At 63.8% G+C, this 19,236-nt stretch carries 17 protein-coding genes; 12 read left to right on the forward strand and 5 right to left on the reverse strand.

Going from position 1 to position 19,236, the window contains the following annotated elements; genetic code table 11:
* Window positions 1-3: 3 nt before the first annotated feature.
* From VGL01_RS02630 to VGL01_RS02640, 3 genes are read left to right on the forward strand one after another with little or no spacing between them, the layout of a single operon-like run.
* Window positions 4-933 (forward strand): MBL fold metallo-hydrolase, encoded by a 930-nt coding sequence (locus VGL01_RS02630; protein WP_414720159.1) that lies wholly within the window; start codon window positions 4-6, stop codon window positions 931-933.
* 16 nt (window positions 934-949) lie between these two features.
* Window positions 950-2,680: an FAD-dependent oxidoreductase gene (locus VGL01_RS02635; protein ID WP_331566788.1), complete on the forward strand. Its 1,731-nt coding sequence runs from the start codon at window positions 950-952 to the stop codon at window positions 2,678-2,680.
* 36 nt (window positions 2,681-2,716) lie between these two features.
* Complete coding sequence (locus VGL01_RS02640) at window positions 2,717-2,944, forward strand: DUF2783 domain-containing protein (RefSeq protein ID WP_331566790.1); 228 nt, start codon at window positions 2,717-2,719, stop codon at window positions 2,942-2,944.
* Here VGL01_RS02640 and VGL01_RS02645 read toward each other — a convergent pair.
* The 4 genes from VGL01_RS02645 to VGL01_RS02660 form a co-directional block, all read right to left on the reverse strand.
* Window positions 2,934-4,109 (reverse strand): fumarylacetoacetate hydrolase family protein, encoded by a 1,176-nt coding sequence (locus VGL01_RS02645; protein ID WP_331566792.1) that lies wholly within the window; start codon window positions 4,107-4,109, stop codon window positions 2,934-2,936. The genes VGL01_RS02640 and VGL01_RS02645 overlap by 11 nt on opposite strands.
* A gap of 139 nt (window positions 4,110-4,248) precedes the next feature.
* Window positions 4,249-5,205, reverse strand: coding sequence for an ABC transporter substrate-binding protein (locus VGL01_RS02650; RefSeq protein WP_331566794.1), 957 nt, complete (start codon window positions 5,203-5,205; stop codon window positions 4,249-4,251).
* A 71-nt stretch (window positions 5,206-5,276) separates the two neighbouring features.
* The gene (locus VGL01_RS02655) at window positions 5,277-6,278 is read right to left on the reverse strand and encodes an ABC transporter permease (protein ID WP_331566889.1); all 1,002 of its coding nucleotides are present in this window, start codon (window positions 6,276-6,278) and stop codon (window positions 5,277-5,279) included.
* A gap of 64 nt (window positions 6,279-6,342) precedes the next feature.
* On the reverse strand, window positions 6,343-7,890 hold the full coding sequence (locus tag VGL01_RS02660) for a sugar ABC transporter ATP-binding protein (RefSeq protein WP_331566796.1): 1,548 nt from the start codon (window positions 7,888-7,890) through the stop codon (window positions 6,343-6,345).
* Window positions 7,891-8,171: 281 nt separating this feature from the next.
* On the opposite strand from VGL01_RS02660, the gene VGL01_RS02665 reads away from it, so the two are divergent.
* The 3 genes from VGL01_RS02665 to VGL01_RS02675 all read left to right on the forward strand — a co-directional run bounded on the left by VGL01_RS02665 (window position 8,172) and on the right by VGL01_RS02675 (window position 11,250).
* Window positions 8,172-9,257: a LacI family DNA-binding transcriptional regulator gene (locus tag VGL01_RS02665; RefSeq protein WP_331566798.1), complete on the forward strand. Its 1,086-nt coding sequence runs from the start codon at window positions 8,172-8,174 to the stop codon at window positions 9,255-9,257.
* A gap of 93 nt (window positions 9,258-9,350) precedes the next feature.
* Window positions 9,351-10,301: an aldo/keto reductase gene (locus VGL01_RS02670; RefSeq protein ID WP_414720160.1), complete on the forward strand. Its 951-nt coding sequence runs from the start codon at window positions 9,351-9,353 to the stop codon at window positions 10,299-10,301.
* A gap of 85 nt (window positions 10,302-10,386) precedes the next feature.
* On the forward strand, window positions 10,387-11,250 hold the full coding sequence (locus VGL01_RS02675; RefSeq protein WP_331566802.1) for an amidohydrolase family protein: 864 nt from the start codon (window positions 10,387-10,389) through the stop codon (window positions 11,248-11,250).
* A 15-nt stretch (window positions 11,251-11,265) separates the two neighbouring features.
* Here VGL01_RS02675 and VGL01_RS02680 read toward each other — a convergent pair whose 3' ends face one another.
* Window positions 11,266-12,609: an APC family permease gene (locus VGL01_RS02680; RefSeq protein WP_331566803.1), complete on the reverse strand. Its 1,344-nt coding sequence runs from the start codon at window positions 12,607-12,609 to the stop codon at window positions 11,266-11,268.
* Between the two features lie 238 nt (window positions 12,610-12,847).
* Here VGL01_RS02680 and VGL01_RS02685 point away from each other — a divergent pair, with 238 nt between their 5' ends.
* The 6 genes from VGL01_RS02685 to VGL01_RS02710 all read left to right on the forward strand — a co-directional run bounded on the left by VGL01_RS02685 (window position 12,848) and on the right by VGL01_RS02710 (window position 19,168).
* Window positions 12,848-13,861 carry an ABC transporter substrate-binding protein gene (locus VGL01_RS02685; protein WP_331566805.1) on the forward strand — a complete coding sequence of 338 codons (1,014 nt, stop codon included), beginning with the start codon at window positions 12,848-12,850 and terminating at the stop codon, window positions 13,859-13,861.
* Window positions 13,862-13,949: 88 nt separating this feature from the next.
* Complete coding sequence (locus tag VGL01_RS02690) at window positions 13,950-14,747, forward strand: ABC transporter ATP-binding protein (RefSeq protein ID WP_331566807.1); 798 nt, start codon at window positions 13,950-13,952, stop codon at window positions 14,745-14,747.
* A 59-nt stretch (window positions 14,748-14,806) separates the two neighbouring features.
* Window positions 14,807-15,664: an ABC transporter permease gene (locus VGL01_RS02695; RefSeq protein ID WP_331566809.1), complete on the forward strand. Its 858-nt coding sequence runs from the start codon at window positions 14,807-14,809 to the stop codon at window positions 15,662-15,664.
* Between the two features lie 125 nt (window positions 15,665-15,789).
* Complete coding sequence (locus VGL01_RS02700) at window positions 15,790-17,175, forward strand: sensor histidine kinase (RefSeq protein WP_331566811.1); 1,386 nt, start codon at window positions 15,790-15,792, stop codon at window positions 17,173-17,175.
* A complete protein-coding gene (locus tag VGL01_RS02705) occupies window positions 17,172-17,846 on the forward strand; it encodes a response regulator (protein ID WP_331566812.1) in 675 nt (224 codons plus the stop codon). Before VGL01_RS02700 ends, VGL01_RS02705 begins: the two co-directional genes overlap by 4 nt.
* Before the next feature lie 167 nt (window positions 17,847-18,013).
* Window positions 18,014-19,168: a porin gene (locus tag VGL01_RS02710; RefSeq protein WP_414720158.1), complete on the forward strand. Its 1,155-nt coding sequence runs from the start codon at window positions 18,014-18,016 to the stop codon at window positions 19,166-19,168.
* The last annotated feature ends 68 nt before the right edge of the window (window positions 19,169-19,236 follow it).

Raw genomic sequence — 19,236 nt, forward strand, 5'->3', positions numbered from 1 at the left:
GATCTGCAGGAAAAGCGCGTCTCGTTCGAGCAGTTGTCCGAAAACGCCTATGCCTACACGACGGAAGGCGATCCGAATTCCGGCGTAGTGATCGGCGACGACAGCGTGCTCATCGTCGATACGACTGCGACGCCCGCCATGGCGCGCGATCTGATCGCCAGGATCCGCAGCGTCACCGACAAACCGATCAAGCACGTCGTGCTGTCGCACTACCATGCCGTGCGCGTGCTCGGCGCGTCGGCCTATGCGAGCGAAGGAGCCCAGGAAATCATCGCGAGCCGCGGCACGTACGAGATGATCGTCGAGCGGGGCGAAGCGGACATGCACTCCGAAATCGAACGCTTTCCGCGGCTCTTCGCAGGCGTGGAGACGGTGCCGGGCCTCACTTGGCCGACGCTCGTCTTCGAGCGGGAGCTCACGCTGTTTCTCGGCAAGCTGGAAGTCAAAATCATGCATCTCGGGGCGGGCCATACGAAAGGCGATACGGTCGTCTGGCTCCCCGGGCAAAAGGTACTGTTCTCGGGCGATCTCGTGGAATACGAGGCGGCCTGCTATTGCGGCGACGCACAACTCGCGCAATGGCCGGCCACCCTCGATGCATTGCGCGCGCTCGGGGCCGAGAAGCTCGTGCCGGGACGCGGCCCCGCACTGACGAATCGCGCGGCCGTGAACGCCGGCATCGACTACACGCTGGATTTCGTCACGACGCTGCTTGCGCAAGCGCGCACGGCCGTCGAGCGCAAGCTCGATCTCAAGGCCGCGATGGCCCTCGCGCGCGAGGCGATGGACCCCAAGTTCGGTAGCGTCTTCATCTACGAGCATTGTCTGCCGTTCGACGTTTCGCGTGCTTACGACGAGGCGAGCGGCATCGTTCATCCTCGCATCTGGACGGCGCAGCGCGACAAAGAAATGTGGGGCGCCCTGCAGGCCTGAGCGCCCGAGGCAACGTATGGAAACGCCGGCCGACTATCGGAACGCGCACTTCGCCTATCGACGCGCGGCGGAAGCTGCGTCCGATCCGCAGGCGGTGGTCCATCCGGTCGTCGTCGTGGGTGCGGGCCCGACGGGACTCGCGACGGCAATCGATCTCGCGCAGCGCGGCATCGAGGTGGTGCTCGTCGATGACGATGACCGCCTCTCTGTCGGATCGCGCGCGATCTGTTTTTCGAAGCGATCGCTCGAGGTATTCGACCGTCTCGGTTGCGGTGAGGTCATGGCGGCGAAGGGCGTGCGCTGGCACGTCGGGAAGGTGTTCGTCCGCGACGAACTCGTCTATGCGTTCGACCTGCTCGGAGAAAGCGGTTACCGCCGCCCGGCGTTCGTCAATCTGCAGCAGTACTACGTCGAAGGATATCTGCTCGAGCGGGCGATGCAGCTCGACAATCTCGACGTGCGCTGGAAAAACAAAGTGGTCGCAATCGAAGCGCCGCGGATGGGCGATGCGGGTACGCGCGGCAACGGCTGCGAGCCGATCGCGTTGACGATCGAGACCCCCGAGGGGCAATACGCGTTGCGCGCGCGTTTCGTCGTGGCCGCCGATGGCGCGCGCAGTCCGCTGCGCAAGCTGCTCGGCTGCGACAGCGCGGGACGCACGTTCAAGGACCGCTTCCTGATCGCCGACGTGAAGATGGAGGCCGATTTTCCGCCTGAACGATGGTTCTGGTTCGATCCGCCATTTCATCCGAATCAGTCGGTGCTGCTGCATCGACAGCCCGACAATGTATGGCGAATCGATTTCCAGCTCGGCTGGGATGCCGATCCGGAGCTCGAGAAGGCGCCCGAGCGTGTGCTTGCGCGCGTGCGTGCACTGTTGGGCCACGATGCGCAATTTTCCCTCGAGTGGGTCAGCGTCTATACGTTTTCATGCGTGCGCATGAAGAGCTTTCGGTGCGGCAATGTCCTTTTCGCGGGCGACAGTGCGCATTGCATGTCGCCGTTCGGTGCTCGCGGCGCGAATAGCGGCTTGCAGGATGCGGATAACCTTGCCTGGAAGCTGGCGCTCGTGCTGCGAGGACTGGCACCGGACGCGCTGCTCGATTCCTATGCGCGGGAACGCGAATATGCAGCCGATGAGAACATCCGCCACTCCACGCGCTCGACCGATTTCATCACGCCAAAGACGCCGACGAGCCGGGTCTTTCGCGACGCGGTGCTCATGCTCGCGCGACATCATGCGTTCGCTCGCCAGCTCGTCAACAGCGGCAGGCTGTCGGTTCCGTCGGTGCTTGCCGACTCCGCGCTCAACACCGCGGATCGCGACACCTTCTCGGGCAGCACGGTGCCCGGTTCCGTCGGCGCCGACGCCCCGGTCAATCGCGACGGTGATGACGACTGGCTGCTCTCGCACCTCGGCGATACTTTCTCGCTGCTCATTTTCGGCGGTCCGAATGGACTCGACGCGAATGCGCGAGGATTGCTGGCGGCCTCAACGAGTTGCCGGGTTCCAGTCCGAAACGTCGTCGTATTGCCGGCGGGTGCGCAAGTGAGCGGCACCGATGATGCCGCTGCCGCGACCCTTTTATTCGATCGGGAAGGGCTGGCTGCCGCACGCTACGACGCGAAACCCGGCACCGCATACCTGATCCGGCCGGACCAGCATGTCTGCGCGCGCTGGCGTGCGGCAACTGCCGCCGATCTGGAAGCAGCGCTCGCGCGTGCGCTATGCGCCAACGTGGATTGACGCCGCCAAGCGCGGCGATGCGATCGAGGTGACGATATGCCGTTGAAGACCGAACCGAATCTGACCCGGCCAGACGATTTTTATGAAGCGTTGCTCGAGATGCATCGGGACCTCGACGATGCGCAAAGCCAGTCTGCCAATGCGCAACTGATTCTGTTGCTCGCCAATCATATCGGCGAGCAGGCCGTGCTTGTCGAAGCCATGCGGCTCGCGCGCGAAGGCGTGACGGAGCGTTCGACGCCTCGCGCGAGCGTTACGCGTTGAGCAGCCCGCGGCGCGCGAGGTTGCGGTAAAGCGCGCGCACGCCGAACGTCCACGGTGCAATTTCATTCGACCGTTGCACCGTATTCACGAGCGCGCCGAGCGAAGGCGTCGAAATCGTCACCACATCGCCGAGGTGATGGGTGAATCCGGCGCCGGGCGCATCGCGATCCTTGATCGGCGAAAACATCGTGCCGAGAAACAGCACGAAGCCGTCGGGGTACTGATGATGTGGGCCGAAAGTCTGCGAGACGAGGTCGGCCGGATCGCGGCTGATCTCGCTCATGTGGCTGACGCCCTCGAGCACGAAGCCGTCATCGCCCTCGATGCGCAGCGCGAGACTCGCGAGACGCACCGTATCGAGCGTGAAATGTTCGTCGAAAAGGCGCACGAACGGGCCGATCGCGCACGAGCCGTTGTTGTCCTTCGCCTTGCCGAGCAGCAGCGCCGAGCGGCCTTCGATGTCGCGCAGGTTCACGTCGTTGCCGAGCGTCGCGCCGACGATGCCGCCCGCGCTGTTCACGGCCAGCACGATCTCGGGTTCGGGATTGTTCCATTGCGAGCTCGGGTAAAGACCGACGGCCGCGCCGAGTCCGACCGCCGACATCGGCTGGGACTTGGAGAACACTTCGGCGTCCGGGCCGATGCCGACTTCCATGTATTGCGACCAGGCATTGCGACGCTCGAGCTCGGCCTTCAGCTTCATGGCCGCTTCCGAGCCGGGTTTGATCTTCGCGAGATCCGTGCCGATCAGCTCGACGATGAGCTGCCGCACCTGCTCGGCCTTGCTCGCATCGCCGCCGGCTTGCTCTTCGATCACACGTTCGAGCAGGCTGACGGCGAACGTCACGCCGCAGGCCTTGATGGCTTGCACATCGCACGGCGCCAAGAGCCGCGCGCCGCTTGCGCCGCCACCGTCGAAGCTCGCCTCGATCCATCGCGCGACGGGACCGAGCGACTCGCCCGGTGCGTGCCGGGCGACGTCGACGGCATCGGGGCGATCGAAGAGATCGGCTGTCGTGGGTGCCGAGGCCGTGATATCGAAGACCTCGCCGTTGCGCACGGCGACGACGGACGGCCCATCGACGGGCGCTTCGCGCCAGACGCGCCCGACGAGGAGCGCTCGGTCGAGGTCGGTCGGCAAAACGGAAAGCGATGCTGGCTGCATGAGCGTATTCGGTACGAAAGTTGACGGTTCGACGATCGTAGCCACTGCGCGTCACAGTGTCCACGGTTTCGATGCGTAGCCGGTCGCGCGCGTGGGCGGGCGACCGGCTAAGACCCCACGCAGGGTGGGGGAGGGAGACTCAATCGTAGAGCTGCGATGCGATCTTCGGATCGTCGATGTTCGACTTGTCGTACCAGTAAAAGCCCGTGTCGATCACCTTCGGAATCTGCTTCGCCTTGCCGTTGATGGCCTCGACGGCCGCCTTGACCGTTTCGTAGCCGATACCGCCCGGGTTCTGCGTGATTGCGCCGGCCTCGATGCCGGAGCGGATCGCTTCTTTTTGCTCCTTGCCCGAGTCGTAGCCGATGATGACGACCTTGCCGGTCATCTTCATTTCCTTGGTGCCGTGGATGACACCGATCACCGAGCCTTCGTTCGCGCCGAAGATGCCCTTGATCTTGGGATGCGCGGCGAGCAGCGCCTTCGTGATCTCGGTCGATTTCAACTGATCGCCGGCGCCGTATTGAATATCGACGATCTTGACCTTCGGATGCTTGGCCTTCATTTCGTCGACGAAACCGTCGCGCCGATCGATACCCGTGCGGCTCGTCTGGTCGTGCACGACGAGCGCGACTTCGCCTTCATCGCCGATGAGCTGGGCCATCTTGTCGGCGGCGAGCGCGGCTGCCTTCTTGTTGTCGGTCGCCGCGGTGGCGAGCGGGATGTTGCTGTCGACGCCCGAGTCGAACGCGATGACGGGGATCTTCTCCTGCTGTGCCTTCTTCAGGAGGGGGATCGCCGCCTTGCTGTCGAGCGCGGCAAAACCGATCGCGGCGGGCCGTTTCGCCAGCGCGGCCGAGAGCATGTCGATCTGCTTGTCGACCATCGCTTCGGTTTCGGGCCCTTCGAACGTGACTCTGACGTGATAGTCCTCGCCAGCCTTTTCAGCGCCTTTTTTCACGGCTTGCCAGAACTGATGCTGAAAGCCCTTGGAGATCAGCGCGACATACGGCTCGTCCGCCGCTTGTGCCCCCGCACCGAATCCCAATGCCAGGGCAAGCCCGACTGCCGCGCCGATCAATCTCGGTTTCATCATTTGCACGTCTCCTCTCTGGTTGAACTCATGGCGCGGGCGAAGCGCGCGCCTGCTGTAAAACAAAGCAAACGTTACCGCTGTTTTCTTCGACGCAGCATGTCCATATAGACGGCCGCGATGATGATTCCGCCCGTCACGACGATCTGCCATTCCTGCGCGACCGACATCACGCGCAGCCCGTTCACGAGCACGCTCATGATGAATGCGCCGATCATCGTACCCGTGATCGTGCCGATGCCGCCCGATAGCGACGTGCCGCCGATGACGACGGCCGCGATTGCATCGAGCTCGTAGCCCTGGCCGAGCGCCGGTTGCGCGGAATTCAGCCGCGAAGCGATCAGCAGACCGGCGATGCCGCAAATGGCGCCGCCCACCGTATAGACGGCGATCTTCCACCGATCGACGGCAACGCCGGACAGGCGCACGGCTTCCTCGTTGCTGCCGAGTGCGAACGTATAGCGGCCGAACAGCGTCTTGTTGAGCGCCACCGCCGCAATGACCGCGAGCAGGAAGAGGATCAGCACCGAGTTCGGAATCGGCAGCGCGGGAATCAAAGTGCCGATCACCGAATCCTGCGAAATGCTCGTGAAGCCCGGCGTGTCGTTGAAATAGATGGGCCGCGTGCCCGAGATCACGAGCGAGAGTCCCTTGAGCAGCATCATCATGCCGAGCGTGGCGATGAACGGCGGAATGCGCAGCTTCGCGATCAGAAAGCCGGAGATCCAGCCGCACAGCGCGCCGAAGAAAATCGCGGCGAGAATGCCGACGAAAAGCGGCATTCCCCAGTTCGTCAGCACCATGCCCGTCATGACGGCGCAAAAGGTCATCAACGTGCCGACGGACAAGTCGATGCCGCCGGTGATGATGACGAACGTGGAAGCGACCGCGAGCACACCGTTCACCGCCGTGGCCTGCAAGATGCTGACCAGGTTGTCGACCTGCAGGAACTGCGGCGACGCAATGCCGAAAAATGCGATGAGCACGATGAGACTGGCGAACGCGAGCAGCTTCTGGCGTGCGCCGGAGTGAAAAATCTTGCCGAGGAGTGCGGCGACGCTGCGCTCGCGCTCCATCGACAGGGCGGGTTCTGCCGGAGGCAGCGGGTTCGGTGTCTGGCTCATGTTCGATTCCGTCGATTCATTCGGTGACGACTGACTCGCGTTGCGTCGCGAGCTGCATGATGTTTTCCTGCGTGGCGGTGCCGGCCGGCAGTTCGCCGGTCACGCACCCCTCGCACATGACGAGCACACGATGGCTCATGCGCAGGATTTCGGGGAGCTCCGACGAGATCATGACGATGGCCTTGCCTTCGGCCGCCAGCGCGTCGATGAGCTTGTAGATTTCCGTCTTCGCGCCGATATCGATGCCGCGCGTCGGTTCGTCGAAAAAGAGGATGTCGCAATCGCGCAGCAGCCACTTGGCGATCACGATTTTCTGCTGATTGCCGCCGGAGAGCAGACGCACCTGCTGATCGACCGAAGGTGTCTTGATGCGCAGCTGCTTCACGTATTTGTCGGCCGCGCGATGAATCGCGCGCTGGTCGAGAAACATGCCGAACGAGGTGAAGCTGTGCATGCTCGGCAGCGCCACGTTGGCTTTCACGTCCATCCCGGTGGCGAGGCCGAAATGCTTGCGGTCTTCGGACAGATAGCCGATGCCGTGGCGCACCGCATCCTTCGGCGATTTGATCGATACGCGCTTGCCGTGCACATGGATCTCGCCGCGCTCGAGCGGATCGGCGCCGAAGATCGCGCGCGCCACTTCCGTGCGGCCCGCGCCCATGAGGCCGGCGAAACCGAGCACCTCGCCGCGACGCAACGTGAAGCTCACGTCGCGGATCGCGGTGCCGCGCGTCAGGCCTTTGACTTCGAGCGCGATCTCGTTATCGGCGGTGTGGCTGGGGTGCCGCGGCGCGCTGTCGAGCTGGCGTCCGACCATCATGCCGATGATGGTCTCGACCGGTGTTGTCGCGGTGGGAACCGTGGCCACGTACTGTCCGTCCCGCATGACCGTCACGCGGCTCGCGATCTGCCGCAGTTCGTCCATTTTGTGGGAGATATAGACGATGCCGACGCCATGCGTCTGCAGTTGCCGAATGATACGAAAGAGGTCCTCGATCTCGACGTTGTTCAACGCCGCGGTGGGCTCGTCCATGATGAGCACGCGCGAATCGAACGAGAGCGCCTTCGCAATCTCGACCATCTGCTGCTTGGCCACCGTGAGCTCGCCGACCGGCGTGCGCGGATCGAGCTTCAGATGCATACGCTTGAAGATCGCCGTGGCCCGGCGATTGAGCTCGCGCTCGTCGATGAAAAGCCCGAGGCGCCCCTTCGGCTCGCGCCCGATGAAGATGTTCTGCGCGGCGCTCAGATGATTCATCAGGTTCAATTCCTGATGCACGATGCCGATGCCGAGTGCCTGGGCGGCGCGCGGGTCGGGAATGTCGACAGGTTGGCCATCGACGAGGATTTCCCCCTCGTCCTTTTGGTAGACACCCGATAGCACCTTCATCAGCGTCGACTTGCCGGCGCCGTTTTCGCCCATCAGGGCATGGACCTCGCCCGGCAGCAACTCGAACTGACAATTGTCGAGCGCACGCACGCCGGGAAACGACTTGCACAAGTTGCGGATGGACACCAGGGGGCGCGGCGCTTGCCCGGCTGGCGGTTGATCTGTCTCACTCATCTGTCTCGTCCTGGACGGGGCCCCGAAGGGAGCCCCGGCGGTTCGCTTGCCGAAACGTTTCGCTAAACGTTTCGGCGTGAGACTAGATGGCGCTAAGGCCGATGTCAACAGGTGAGACGGCACTATCGGGTTAACCATGTTGCCGCATCCATCGAAACGTTTCGCTAAACGTTTTGCCACAGTTTGGGAATGCGGATATGATCGGGGCTCGTCTTGCCGGCGAGACCATGAGGAGCGGCTCGGCAAAGGCATCGATGGGACCATTCAGAGCGGGAAACAACGTGGCAGCAACGATGAAGGATGTGGCGCGGCTGGCCGAGGTCAGCCTGGCCACTGTCTCGGCAGTACTCTCGGGTTCGACGTACGTGAGCCCCGAGCTGACGAGCCGCGTGCAAAAGGCGGTGGCGGCGCTCGGCTATGCGCCGAATACCGTGGCGCGCAGCCTCAAGAAAGGTGCGACCAAGCTGATCGGTCTCGTGGTGCCCGATATCACGAATCCATTTTTCACGGAGCTCGTCCACGAAGTCCAAAAGCGCGCGCGCACGCTGGGCTATGCCGTGCTGCTTTGCGATAGCGAGCGCGATCTCGAGCAGGAACGCTGGTACTTGCGCATGCTGCGCGCGCATCTGGCGGTCGGCGCGATTCTGTGCGCGACGGGCCCCGACGAAACCTACAAAGACCTCGCCAACGACGTCGGCATCATGCCGATCGTGGCCGTCGATCACATCATCCGGGCGTCGGATTACGACTCTGTCGTGTTGGACAACGTGGCCGCTTCGCGCATCGTCATGCAGCACATCCTCTCGCTCGGCCATACGCGCGTTGCGATCCTTGCGGGTCAGCAACATCTCGTGCCGGGCCGGGATCGCCTGGCCGGATTCGTCGACGGGTTGCGCGCGGCAGGGCTCGATGTGATACCGGAACTCGTGCGGCAGGGCGCTTTCGGCGAGCCCGAGGCATTCAAGGCCGCGCAGGCGCTGATGAAGCTGCCCGAGCCGCCGTCCGCCATCTTCGCGACGAACAACCAGATGTTGATCGGCGCGATGCGCGCGCTGGCCGAATCGGGCATCCGGTGTCCCGATGACATCTCGGTGGTCGGCATCGACGACTTCGCGTGGGCGGCCGCATTCTCACCGGCGCTGACTACGGTGCGGCAACCCGTCGACGAGATGGCCGCCGCCGCGCTCGACATGCTCGTCGAGCGGGTGAACGGACTCGATGTCGCGCCCCGCCATATCGTCTTCGCCCCAGAGCTGGTCGTGCGTCAATCGTGCGTCGCGCCAGCCACCAAGCGCGCCTCGGCCCGTCGGGGCAAGGCGGCGAAATCCGAACGCGCGGCCAAGGCGCCGCAGTTATCCCACGCCTGATACGGGCGCTTCGTTTATGGAGATACGACCGTGACCCACGATCGCTCAGATCGCCACGACCGTGACGAGCGCGGCGCGATCGCCCCCGGCCCAATGGGCTTCGGGGCGGCGCCGCTCGGCAATCTTTTTGCGCGCGTCAGCGACGAGGTGGCGCTGGAGACGGTGTCGGCCGCCTGGGACGCCGGCATTCGCTACTTCGACACGGCGCCGTTTTATGGCGCGGGTCTCTCGGAAACGCGGCTGGGCCGCGCGCTTGCGCGCTATCCGCGCGACGCATTCGCCGTATCGACGAAAGTGGGGCGTCTGCTGGTTCCGGACGCTTCCGTGCCCGAGGTTCATAACGGCTTTGTGGGCGGCCTGCCGTTTCGCGTGGAATACGATTATTCGGGCGACGGTGCGCGCCGCTCGCTCGAGGCGAGTTTGAAACGGCTCGGCACCGATCGCATCGATATCGTCTATATCCACGATGTCGCACAGGACACGCATGGCGACGACTGGCTGCGACACTACCGGATCGCGGTGGACGGCGCGATGAAGGTGCTGTCTCAATGGCGCGACGAGGGCGTCATCGGCGCGTGGGGGCTTGGCGTGAATCGCGTCGAGCCTTGCCTGAAAACGCTCGACGATGCGGATCCCGACATTTTTCTGCTCGCGGGGCGCTATACGCTGCTCGATACCGGCGCGCTCGATGCGCTGATCCCTGCTTGCGAGGCGCGCGGCGTGCAGTTCGTGATCGGCGGTCCTTACAACTCGGGGCTCCTCGCGGGCGGCAATACGTTCGAGTATGCCGAAGCCCCCGCTTCGATGCTCGACAGACGGGCACGCCTTCTTGCCTTATGCGAGCGCTTCGGCGTCGATCTGAAGGCCGCCGCGCTGCAGTTTTGCAAGGCGCCGCGACCGGTGGCCTGCGTCATCGCCGGTGCGCGCACGCCCGAGGAAGTCCGGCAGAACTGCGCCGCGATGGCGGCGCCCATTCCGCGCGCGTTCTGGGTGGCGCTCAAAAGCGAGGGGCTCATTCCCGCGAACGCGAGCGAGCCCGGCTGAGGGCTGCCCGGCGCACGATGCCGCCGCCCGCGATGCGGCGGATCGCCAGAAAGACATTTCCTTTGCTTGTTCAGGATTCCTGACGATGGTCATCGACGGACATTTTCATATCTGGTCCTTGGCGCGGGGCGATTACGGGTGGCTCACGCCCGAGTTCGGCGTGCTTTACCGCGATTACGGGCTGGCGCACTGGCGCGACGAATTCGCGCCCCTCGGCGTAAGCGCCGGCATTCTCGTGCAAGCTGCGCCGACCGAGGACGAAACGACCTTTTTGCTCGAGCACGCGTTGGCGCATCCCGGCGAAGTCGCTGGCGTGGTCGGATGGACGGACTTCGAGCGCGACGATGCGCCCGCGCGTATCGCGGCGCTGGCGACGCATCCGCATCTCGTCGGCTTGCGGCCGATGCTGCAGGACCTGCCCGATCCGGGGTGGATCGGGCGCCCGTTCGCGCGTCGTGCGCTCGATGCGATGGCCGAATCGCAGCTGACTTTCGACGCGCTCGTTCGCCCCGTGCATCTGCCCTGGATTCTCGAGCTCGTCGAGCGGCATCCGTCGTTGACGGTCGTGATCGACCATGCGGCGAAGCCCGTCATCGCCTCCGGAGAGGGGCGCGAGGCCTGGAGCGAGCGGCTCGCCGCGCTCGCCGCCCATCCGTCGGTCTACTGCAAACTGTCAGGTCTATGGACCGAGGCGGCGCCGGGCTCGCCCGTCGAGACGGTCGAGCCGTGGGCTCGGCGTGTGCTGGAGCTGTTCGGCACCGAGCGGACGATTTGGGGCAGCGATTTTCCCGTCGTGCGCTGTGCAGGAGAAGGGCGGGCGTGGCTCGCTCATGCGCTCGAACTGGTCGGCACGTACGGTGCCGACGCGGTGCCGCGCGTCTTCGGTGCCAATGCCCGGCGCGCCTATCGGCTCGGCGATCCCGCCGTGGCGAGCAGCGGCGCGTCCTGACGCGATGACTGCACGCTAACCGTCGGTTTGCGCGACCTTGCCCCGCGCGCCCCGAAGCCGGGCGTCGCGACGCTTTTGCAACCGTTTTTGCAGCGCCAGATAAAGCAGCGCGCAGGCGCTCATCACGAGCGGCCACAGCAGGAACCATCCGGTCGCCACGCATAGCGCCGCGACCGCGATCAATGCGATGCCGGCGCATCGGTGGGCGGCGCTGCCGCGCGGCAGCAGCTTCAGTGCGGCGGCCGTGCCGAGCGCGTAGACCGTGACGAACGAACCCGTCGTCACCAGCACGAGCGGTTTGGGCCCGAGCTGCGCCCATGCAACGACCGCGGTGGCGAGCGCGGCCAGCGCCGCGACCACGCCCAGGCTGCGACGCGGGACGTCGCCCGCGAGCGAGCCTGCTGCCAGCCAGCGCGGCAGGGCCCCGTCGCGACCGAGCGCGGCACCGAGCTTGGCTGCGCCCGCAAAGTAAGCGTTCATCGTGCCAAGCGTGAGCAGGACGGCGGCGAACGCGGCGACGATCCGGACTTTGCCGCCGATACCGATCACCAGCAACTGGGCGAGCGGCGCGTCGGCCTGGCCTGCCGCGGGGCCCAGCACGAGCACGCTGGCCGCGGCGACGGCGAGGTAGAGCACGCCCACGACGACGACCGCGATGCCCGAGGCGAGCGGCAGGTCGCGCGCCGGATGCCGGAATTCGCCTGCCAGGTGGGTGATGGCTTCCCAGCCCGCAAAGCTCCAGACGAGCAACGCTGCCGCGGGTGCGATGGCCGACCAGCCGTGCGGTGCAAACGGGTGCAGATAGGCGAGCCGCGCATGCGGCGCCGAAACGGCGACGGCCGCGAGCAGCAACGCCACGAGCAGCGCCGAGAGCACGACTTGCAAGCGCCCCGAGATCGTGACGCCGAGCGCGTTGGCGGCCGTGACGACAATCACGAGTGCGACGCTCGTCAGCAACACGGTCTGGCTGCCGCCGCCGACGGCCGCAGCCACGTAGGCGCCCGCGAACATGGCCGCGGCCGGCGCGCCGGCGGGCACGGCAAAGTAGAAACACCAGCCGACGATGGCCGAGGCGCGCTCGCCGAACGCGTTGCGCACGTAGGTTGCGACGCCGCCCGCGTCGGGGTAGCGCGCACCGAGCGCGGCGAACGTGGCCGCGAGCGGCGCGGACAGCAGAACGAGTGCGAGCCAGGCCAGCAGCGAAGCCGGCCCGGCAATGTTGGCCGCCAGCGCGGGCAACGCGATGACACCCGTGCCGAGCACGGCGCCGACATAAAGCGCCGCGCCTTGCAACACGGTGAGGCTGCCGTGGGACGGGGCCGGTGGGACGGGCGGCGTGGGCGCCGGCGAGCCGTGCATCGTTGGGTCTCCTGATTATTTGTGGTCATGCCTCGCTATGGCTGCCTACTATAGCGGACCCGTCGGATCGCCGCAGCGAAGTCCACCGTGTGCCTACCGAGCTTGTTTATTATGGAAATCCCGTATACCTACCTTGCATCGGCGAAAGGATCGAGAAGGATTGCGTCCAATAGAATTTCGCCATCAACGCGACAACAGACCGCATCCCGCGGCGCGCGATAACAAAGGAGACGTCACGATGTACCCGACCCTGCGCAACTTGAAGGTCCTCGCTCTCGCTTCGGCACTTTCATTTGGTATCGTCTCGCAGCACGCATCAGCCGCTGATGACGGAAAGGTCACGATCATGGTGGGGGGCATCACCAAGATCATTTATTTGCCTGCGAAGCTCACCGAGCAGCTCGGCTACTTCAAGGACGAAGGTCTCGACGTCGAGCTGCTCTCGCAGCCGGCCGGCGTCGATGCGGAAAACGAGCTCCTCGCTGGCGCCGTGCAAGGCGTGGTCGGCTTTTACGATCACACGATCGACTTGCAGACGAAGGGCAAGGAAACCGAGGCGATCGCCGTGTTCTGTCAGGTGCCGGGCGAAGTCGAGATGGTGTCGACGAAGGCGGCCGATACGCTCAAGTCGTTCGCCGACGTGAAGGGCAAGACGCTCGGCGTGACCGGCCTCGGTTCGTCGACGAGCTTTCTCACGCAGTACCTCGCTGCCCAGCACGGCATCGCGTCTAACCAGTACACGATGCTGCCTGTCGGCGCGGATGCGAGCTTCATTGCCGCGATCAAGCAAAGCCGTATCGATGCGGGGATGACGACGGAGCCGACCGTCTCCAAGCTGCTGAAGACGGGCGACGCGAAGGTGCTCGTCGACATGCGTAACGTCGACGGTACGAAGGCCGCGCTCGGCGGCGTGTATCCGGCGGCGAGCTTTTATGTGCAGCGTGCCTGGGCAGAATCGCACAAGCAGGAGGCCCAAAAGCTCGCGCACGCGTTCGCGAAGACGATGCAGTTCATCAGTACGCACAGCGCCGATGAAATCGCCGCGAAGATGCCGGCCGACTATCAGAAGGACAAGGAACTCTACCTGATGGCGCTGAAGGCTTCGCTGCCGATGTTCACCAAGGACGCGAAGATGCCGAAGGATGGCCCGGAAACGGTGCTCAAGGTATTGGCGGGCTTCAACCCGTCGGTCAAGGGCAAGCACGTCGATCTGTCGAAGACCTACACCAACGCGTTCGTGGAGTCGAAATAATCGGGCACCGTGCGTTCCGGCCGTAGCCGGAGCCCGTGCCTTCACCGGCGCCGCGAGGGGCGGCGCCGGCCACTTCTCTGGATTTGCGATGAACAAAGCTGTCTCCAAAGAATCACCTGTCATCGAGTTCAACTCGGTATCGTGCCGCTTCATTTCGCCCGACGGCAAGGCGACGATCGCATTGCGCGATTTCAGCATGTCGGTCGCCAAGGGCGAGTTCATTGCGATCGTCGGCCCGACGGGCTGCGGCAAATCGACGACGCTCAGCATGATCACCGGCCTGCTCAAGCCGACGACGGGTGAAGTCCGTGTGATGGGCGCGCCCGTGACGGGCATCGATCCACGCATCGGCTTCGTCTTTCAGGCGGACGCTGTGTTTCCGTGGCGCACCGTGCTCGACAACGTCGCGGCCGGCCCCATGTTTCGCGGACGTTCGAAGGCCGTCGCACATGAAGAGGCGCGCGATTGGCTGCGCCGCGTCGGTCTCGAAAAGTTCGAGAATCACTATCCGCACCAGCTCTCGGGCGGTATGCGCAAGCGCGTCTCGCTCGCCCAGACGTTCATCAACAAGCCCGAGATCCTGCTCATGGACGAGCCGTTTTCGGCCCTCGACATGCAAACGCGCACGCTGATGCAAGACGAGCTGCTGCAATTGTGGTCGGCCAATGCGGGCTCCGTCGTTTTCGTCACGCACGATCTCGAGGAAGCGATTGCGCTGGCTGACCGCGTGTTCGTGCTCACGGCGCGTCCGGCCACGCTGAAAAAGGTCTACGAGATCGATTTGCCGCGGCCGCGCATCACCTCGGAAATTCGCTACGAACCGCGCTTCATCGAAATCTCGCGCGACATCTGGCGCGACCTGCGCGAAGAAGTGCAGATCGCTTGATGTCTACCCTCGCGCAAGAACCGAAAGAACGCGGCAAGAACTGGAAGGAAGGTCGGAAAATGTCAACAGTTGAACATGCTCAACGCGCCTTTGGCGAACAATCGCTCGCCGAGGTCGAAAAAGTCGCGCAACGCCGGATCCGGCAGCGCCGTGCGCTCGTCATCGGCTTGCGTATTCTCGTGCTCGTCGTCGTGCTCGGCGGCTGGGAGCTCGGCGGACGATTCAAATGGTTCGATCCGTTCTTTTTCTCGATGCCGTCGCTGATCTTCGATCAGATCGTCGACTGGTTCGTGAACGGAACCTCGCAAGGCCCGCTGCTCGTGCAGGTCTGGGTGACGCTCGAAGAAACGATGCTCGGCTTTCTGATCGGCGCGGTGGGCGGCATCATCTGCGGCGTCATCCTCGGCCGCAACAAGCTGCTGTCCGACGTCTTCAGCCTCTACATCAAGATCGCGAACTCGATTCCGCGTGTGGTGCTCGGCTCCGTATTCGTCATTGCGCTGGGCCTCGGCATGGCATCGAAGGTGGCGCTCGCGGTGGTCATGGTGTTCTTCGTCGTCTTCGGCAATGCGTTCCAAGGCGTGCTCGAAGCGGACCGCTATATGATCGCGAACGCGCAGATCCTCGGCGCGTCGAAGCGTCAGCTGACCACCGCGGTCGTGATTCCGTCGGCGCTCTCCTGGATTCTTGCCAGCTTGCATACGAGCTTCGGTTTCGCGCTCGTCGGTGCGGTCGTCGGCGAATTCCTCGGCTCGAAGCAGGGTATCGGCCTGTTGATCTCGACGGCGCAGGGCGCGTTCAACGCAAGCGGCGTGTTTGCTGCGATGATCGTGCTGGCTGTGGTCGCGTTGACGACAGACTACCTGCTGACGGCACTGGAAAGGCGTTTGCTGAAGTGGAGACCGTCCGCCTTCTGAGGAAGTAGGCGCCGCGGCCGCAACGGAAAAGCGGTAAAAGCGGTAAAAGCGGTTCTTCGCGGGCACGCATCGAAAGATGCGTGCCCGCGCCCCGTTGAGCGTCGGATGAATAGGGGGAGTTCGTGATGCTGCATAGCCTGCGTGCGCGGCTGCTGCTGTGGGTTTTTCTGCCGCTCGGCACGTTTGTCTTCGTCACGGGCTTGATGGCGCACGACGCGTCGCGGCAGACGGCCGATCTCGTGCAGGACAGCGTCCTGCTTGCGTCCGCGCGCACCATAGGCGAAAACATCGAGTGGCGCGACGGGGCGCTGATCGCGAATATCCCGCCCGCGGCGCTCGAAATGTTCGAATCGCCTTACCGCGACCAGGTCTTCTACAAGGTCGTCGCGGGCGAGGACAAGCTGCTCGGCGGGTCGATCGATCTCGCGCTGCCCGGGCACCTGGCGAGCTTTCCCGTGTTTTACGACACGGTGCTCGACGGACAAAACCTGCGCGCCGTCGCATTCCAGCGGCAAGTCTACGACTCGGGCTCCGTCACGCCAGTCACCGTGATCGTGGCCAAGACGCAAGCTTCGCGCGAGGCGATGCTCTCGCAGCTTTGGCACCCGCAGGTCCTGCGGCAGGGTTTGATGCTCGCGCTGGCCGCGGTACTTGTCGTGATCGGCCTCACGAGCGAGTTGCGGCCGCTCATGAAGCTCAGCGAAAACGTTGCCGATCGCGACGCCATGGAGCTGGAACCGATCCGCTTCCACCATTTGCCGTCTGAACTGCGTCCCATCGTCGACGCGATCAATCAATGTATCGCGCGCCTGAAACTGCATACGACCACGCAACGGCAATTCATCGCCGATGCCGCACATCAATTGCGCACGCCGCTGACGCTGCTCGACACGCAGGTCCAATACGCCTGCCAGCACAACGCCGGCGATCCCCTGCTCGTCGATGTGCTGCATGGCGTGAGGCGCACGAGCCTCAAGATGATCGAAATCACGAATCAGCTGTTGCTGCTGGCGCAGGCCGAGTCGACGCGGGCCGCCGCCACGCTTGTGCGCGTCGATATGGCACGTGTGGTTTTCTCCGTGCTCGAGGAGCTCATCATGGCGGCACAGCGGCGTAATATCGACCTGGGGGCCGACCTCGCCGATGACATCGCCGTGATGGGTATCGAGCAATTGCTCGCCGCGCTCGTTGCGAACCTCGTCGACAATGCGATTCGTTATACACAGGAAGGGGGGCACGTGACGGTGATTTGCAGGCGCGAGGGGGACGAGGTGCTGCTGGAAGTGGTGGACAACGGGCCGGGCATTCCCGCGGAGATACGCGCACACGTGTTCGAGCGTTTTTATCGCGGCGCGACCGATGTCGACGGGACCGGTCTCGGACTCGCGATCGTGCAGGGCATCGCGCGCTCGCATGGCGGCGCGGCGTCCGTCGCACCGGGCCCTGGGCGCGTCGGCCTCACGGCCACCGTTCGTCTGCCGGCTGCAAGCCGTGAAGGAATGACGCAATGAAACTGCTTCTGGTCGAGGACAACGCCGAACTGGCGCACTGGATCGTCAATCTGCTGAGAGCCGAGAATTTCGCCGTCGATTGCGCGAGCGACGGCGAATCGGCCGATGCCGTGCTCAGTACGCAAAGCTACGATGTCGTGCTGCTCGATATGCGTTTGCCGCGCATGAGCGGCAAGGAAGTGCTCGCACGATTGCGCAGACGCGGCGATAACGCGCCGGTCTTGATGCTGACGGCCCATGGTTCGATCGACGACAAGGTCGATTGCTTCAGCATCGGTGCGGACGATTACGTCGTCAAGCCGTTCGACGCGCGCGAGCTCGTTGCGCGCATCAAGGCGCTGATCCGCCGTCAGACGAGCGGTAAATCGGGCTCGCTCGTGTGCGGCGACCTGCAGTACAACACGGATACGCGCGAGTTCTCGCACAACGACGCGCCGCTCGCCTTGCGGCGCCGAGAACATGCGATTCTTGAAACGTTGATGCTCAAGCAGGGCAAGACCGTCACGAAGGCCGCGCTGATGGATAGCGTGTTCAGCCTGGAGGATGAGGCGAGCGCCGATGCTATCGACATCTACATTCATCGATTACGTAAGCATCTTTCCGCATCCACGGCGCAAATCATGACGTTGCGCGGGCTTGGCTATATCCTCAAGGAGAAAGAAGCACAATGATGAACTAGTCATCATTGCGTAACTAGTGAAAGCACTTAGTACTACTAAGCGATCACGAAAGCAGCGCGAAGGATTCGGACCACTACGATTGTCTCCATTCCGTTTTGGCGGAAAGCTCGGTGCTCAGATGGGAGTGGCACCGTTCAAACAAGCAGAAGTTCAACGCAGTGAATGAGGAGACGATCTTGAGAAGGACCTATCGGACCTTGGCAATTGCCGCCGGCGCATTGGCCGCGGCGAGCGGCGCGCACGCGCAGTCGAGCGTGCAGCTGTATGGGCTCATGGATTTGAGCTTCCCCACTTACATCACGCATGCCGATGCGAAGGGCAATCACTTGATCGGCATGGGTAACGCCGATGGCGAGCCGTGGTTCAGCGGCAGCCGCTGGGGCTTGAGGGGCGCGGAAGATCTCGGCGGCGGCACCAAGCTGATCTTCACCCTCGAAAGCGAATTCGTGGTTGCCAACGGGAACATGGAAGATCCGGGCCAGATCTTCGATCGCGATGCGTGGGTTGGCATCGAGAACGATACGTACGGTAAATTCACTGCCGGCTTCCAGAACACGATCGCGCGTGACGCCTCGGCGATCTACGGCGATCCGTACGGCAGTGCCAAGCTGCGCTATGAAGAGGGCGGCTGGACGAACTCGAACAACTTCAAGCAGATGATTTTCTATGCTGCCGGCGCAACGGGTACCCGTTACAACAACGGTCTCGCGTGGAAGAAGTTGTTCAGCAACGGCATCTTCGCAAGCGCAGGTTATGCGTTCAGCAACTCGACGTCGTTCGCATCGGGCAGCACCTATCAGGCAGCGCTCGGTTACAACGGCGGCCCGTTCAACGTGTCGGCTTTCTACAACCACGTGAACAACACGGGCTTCGTCGATCAAACGTGGTCGGTGGGCGGTAACTACACGTTCGGTATCGCGCGTATCAACGCGGGCTACTTCCGTTATCTCGGCAATCAAGGCTCGCTGGGCCAGCGCCAGGACAACGCGTGGACGGTGTCGCTCAAGCTTGCGCCGAAGGGACCGTTCGACTATGAGCTCGGTTATCAGCAGATGCGCGTTCACAACGCCGCGTACAACGCCGACGGCGATATTCCGAACGCCAACACGGCCCACGTGTTCGATGCGACGGCCGGCTTGCACAACGGCTTCAAGGAAACGCTCTACGCATCGACGTTCTATCACCTGTCCAAGCGTACCGAGCTGTACCTTGCGGGCGACTACATGCGGCTTCACGGCGGCTACACGGTTGGCAGCACGTTCGGGGCGAAGAACCAGCTCGAGCTGACCACGGGTGTGCGTACCCGCTTCTGATTGTCCCACCTCCTCCAAGACGGTGCTGCCTGATGAGGGCAGCCATTTAAAGGCGGCGGCGAGCCTCA

The organism is Trinickia sp. (assembly GCF_036503415.1).
Classification (GTDB): domain Bacteria; phylum Pseudomonadota; class Gammaproteobacteria; order Burkholderiales; family Burkholderiaceae; genus Trinickia.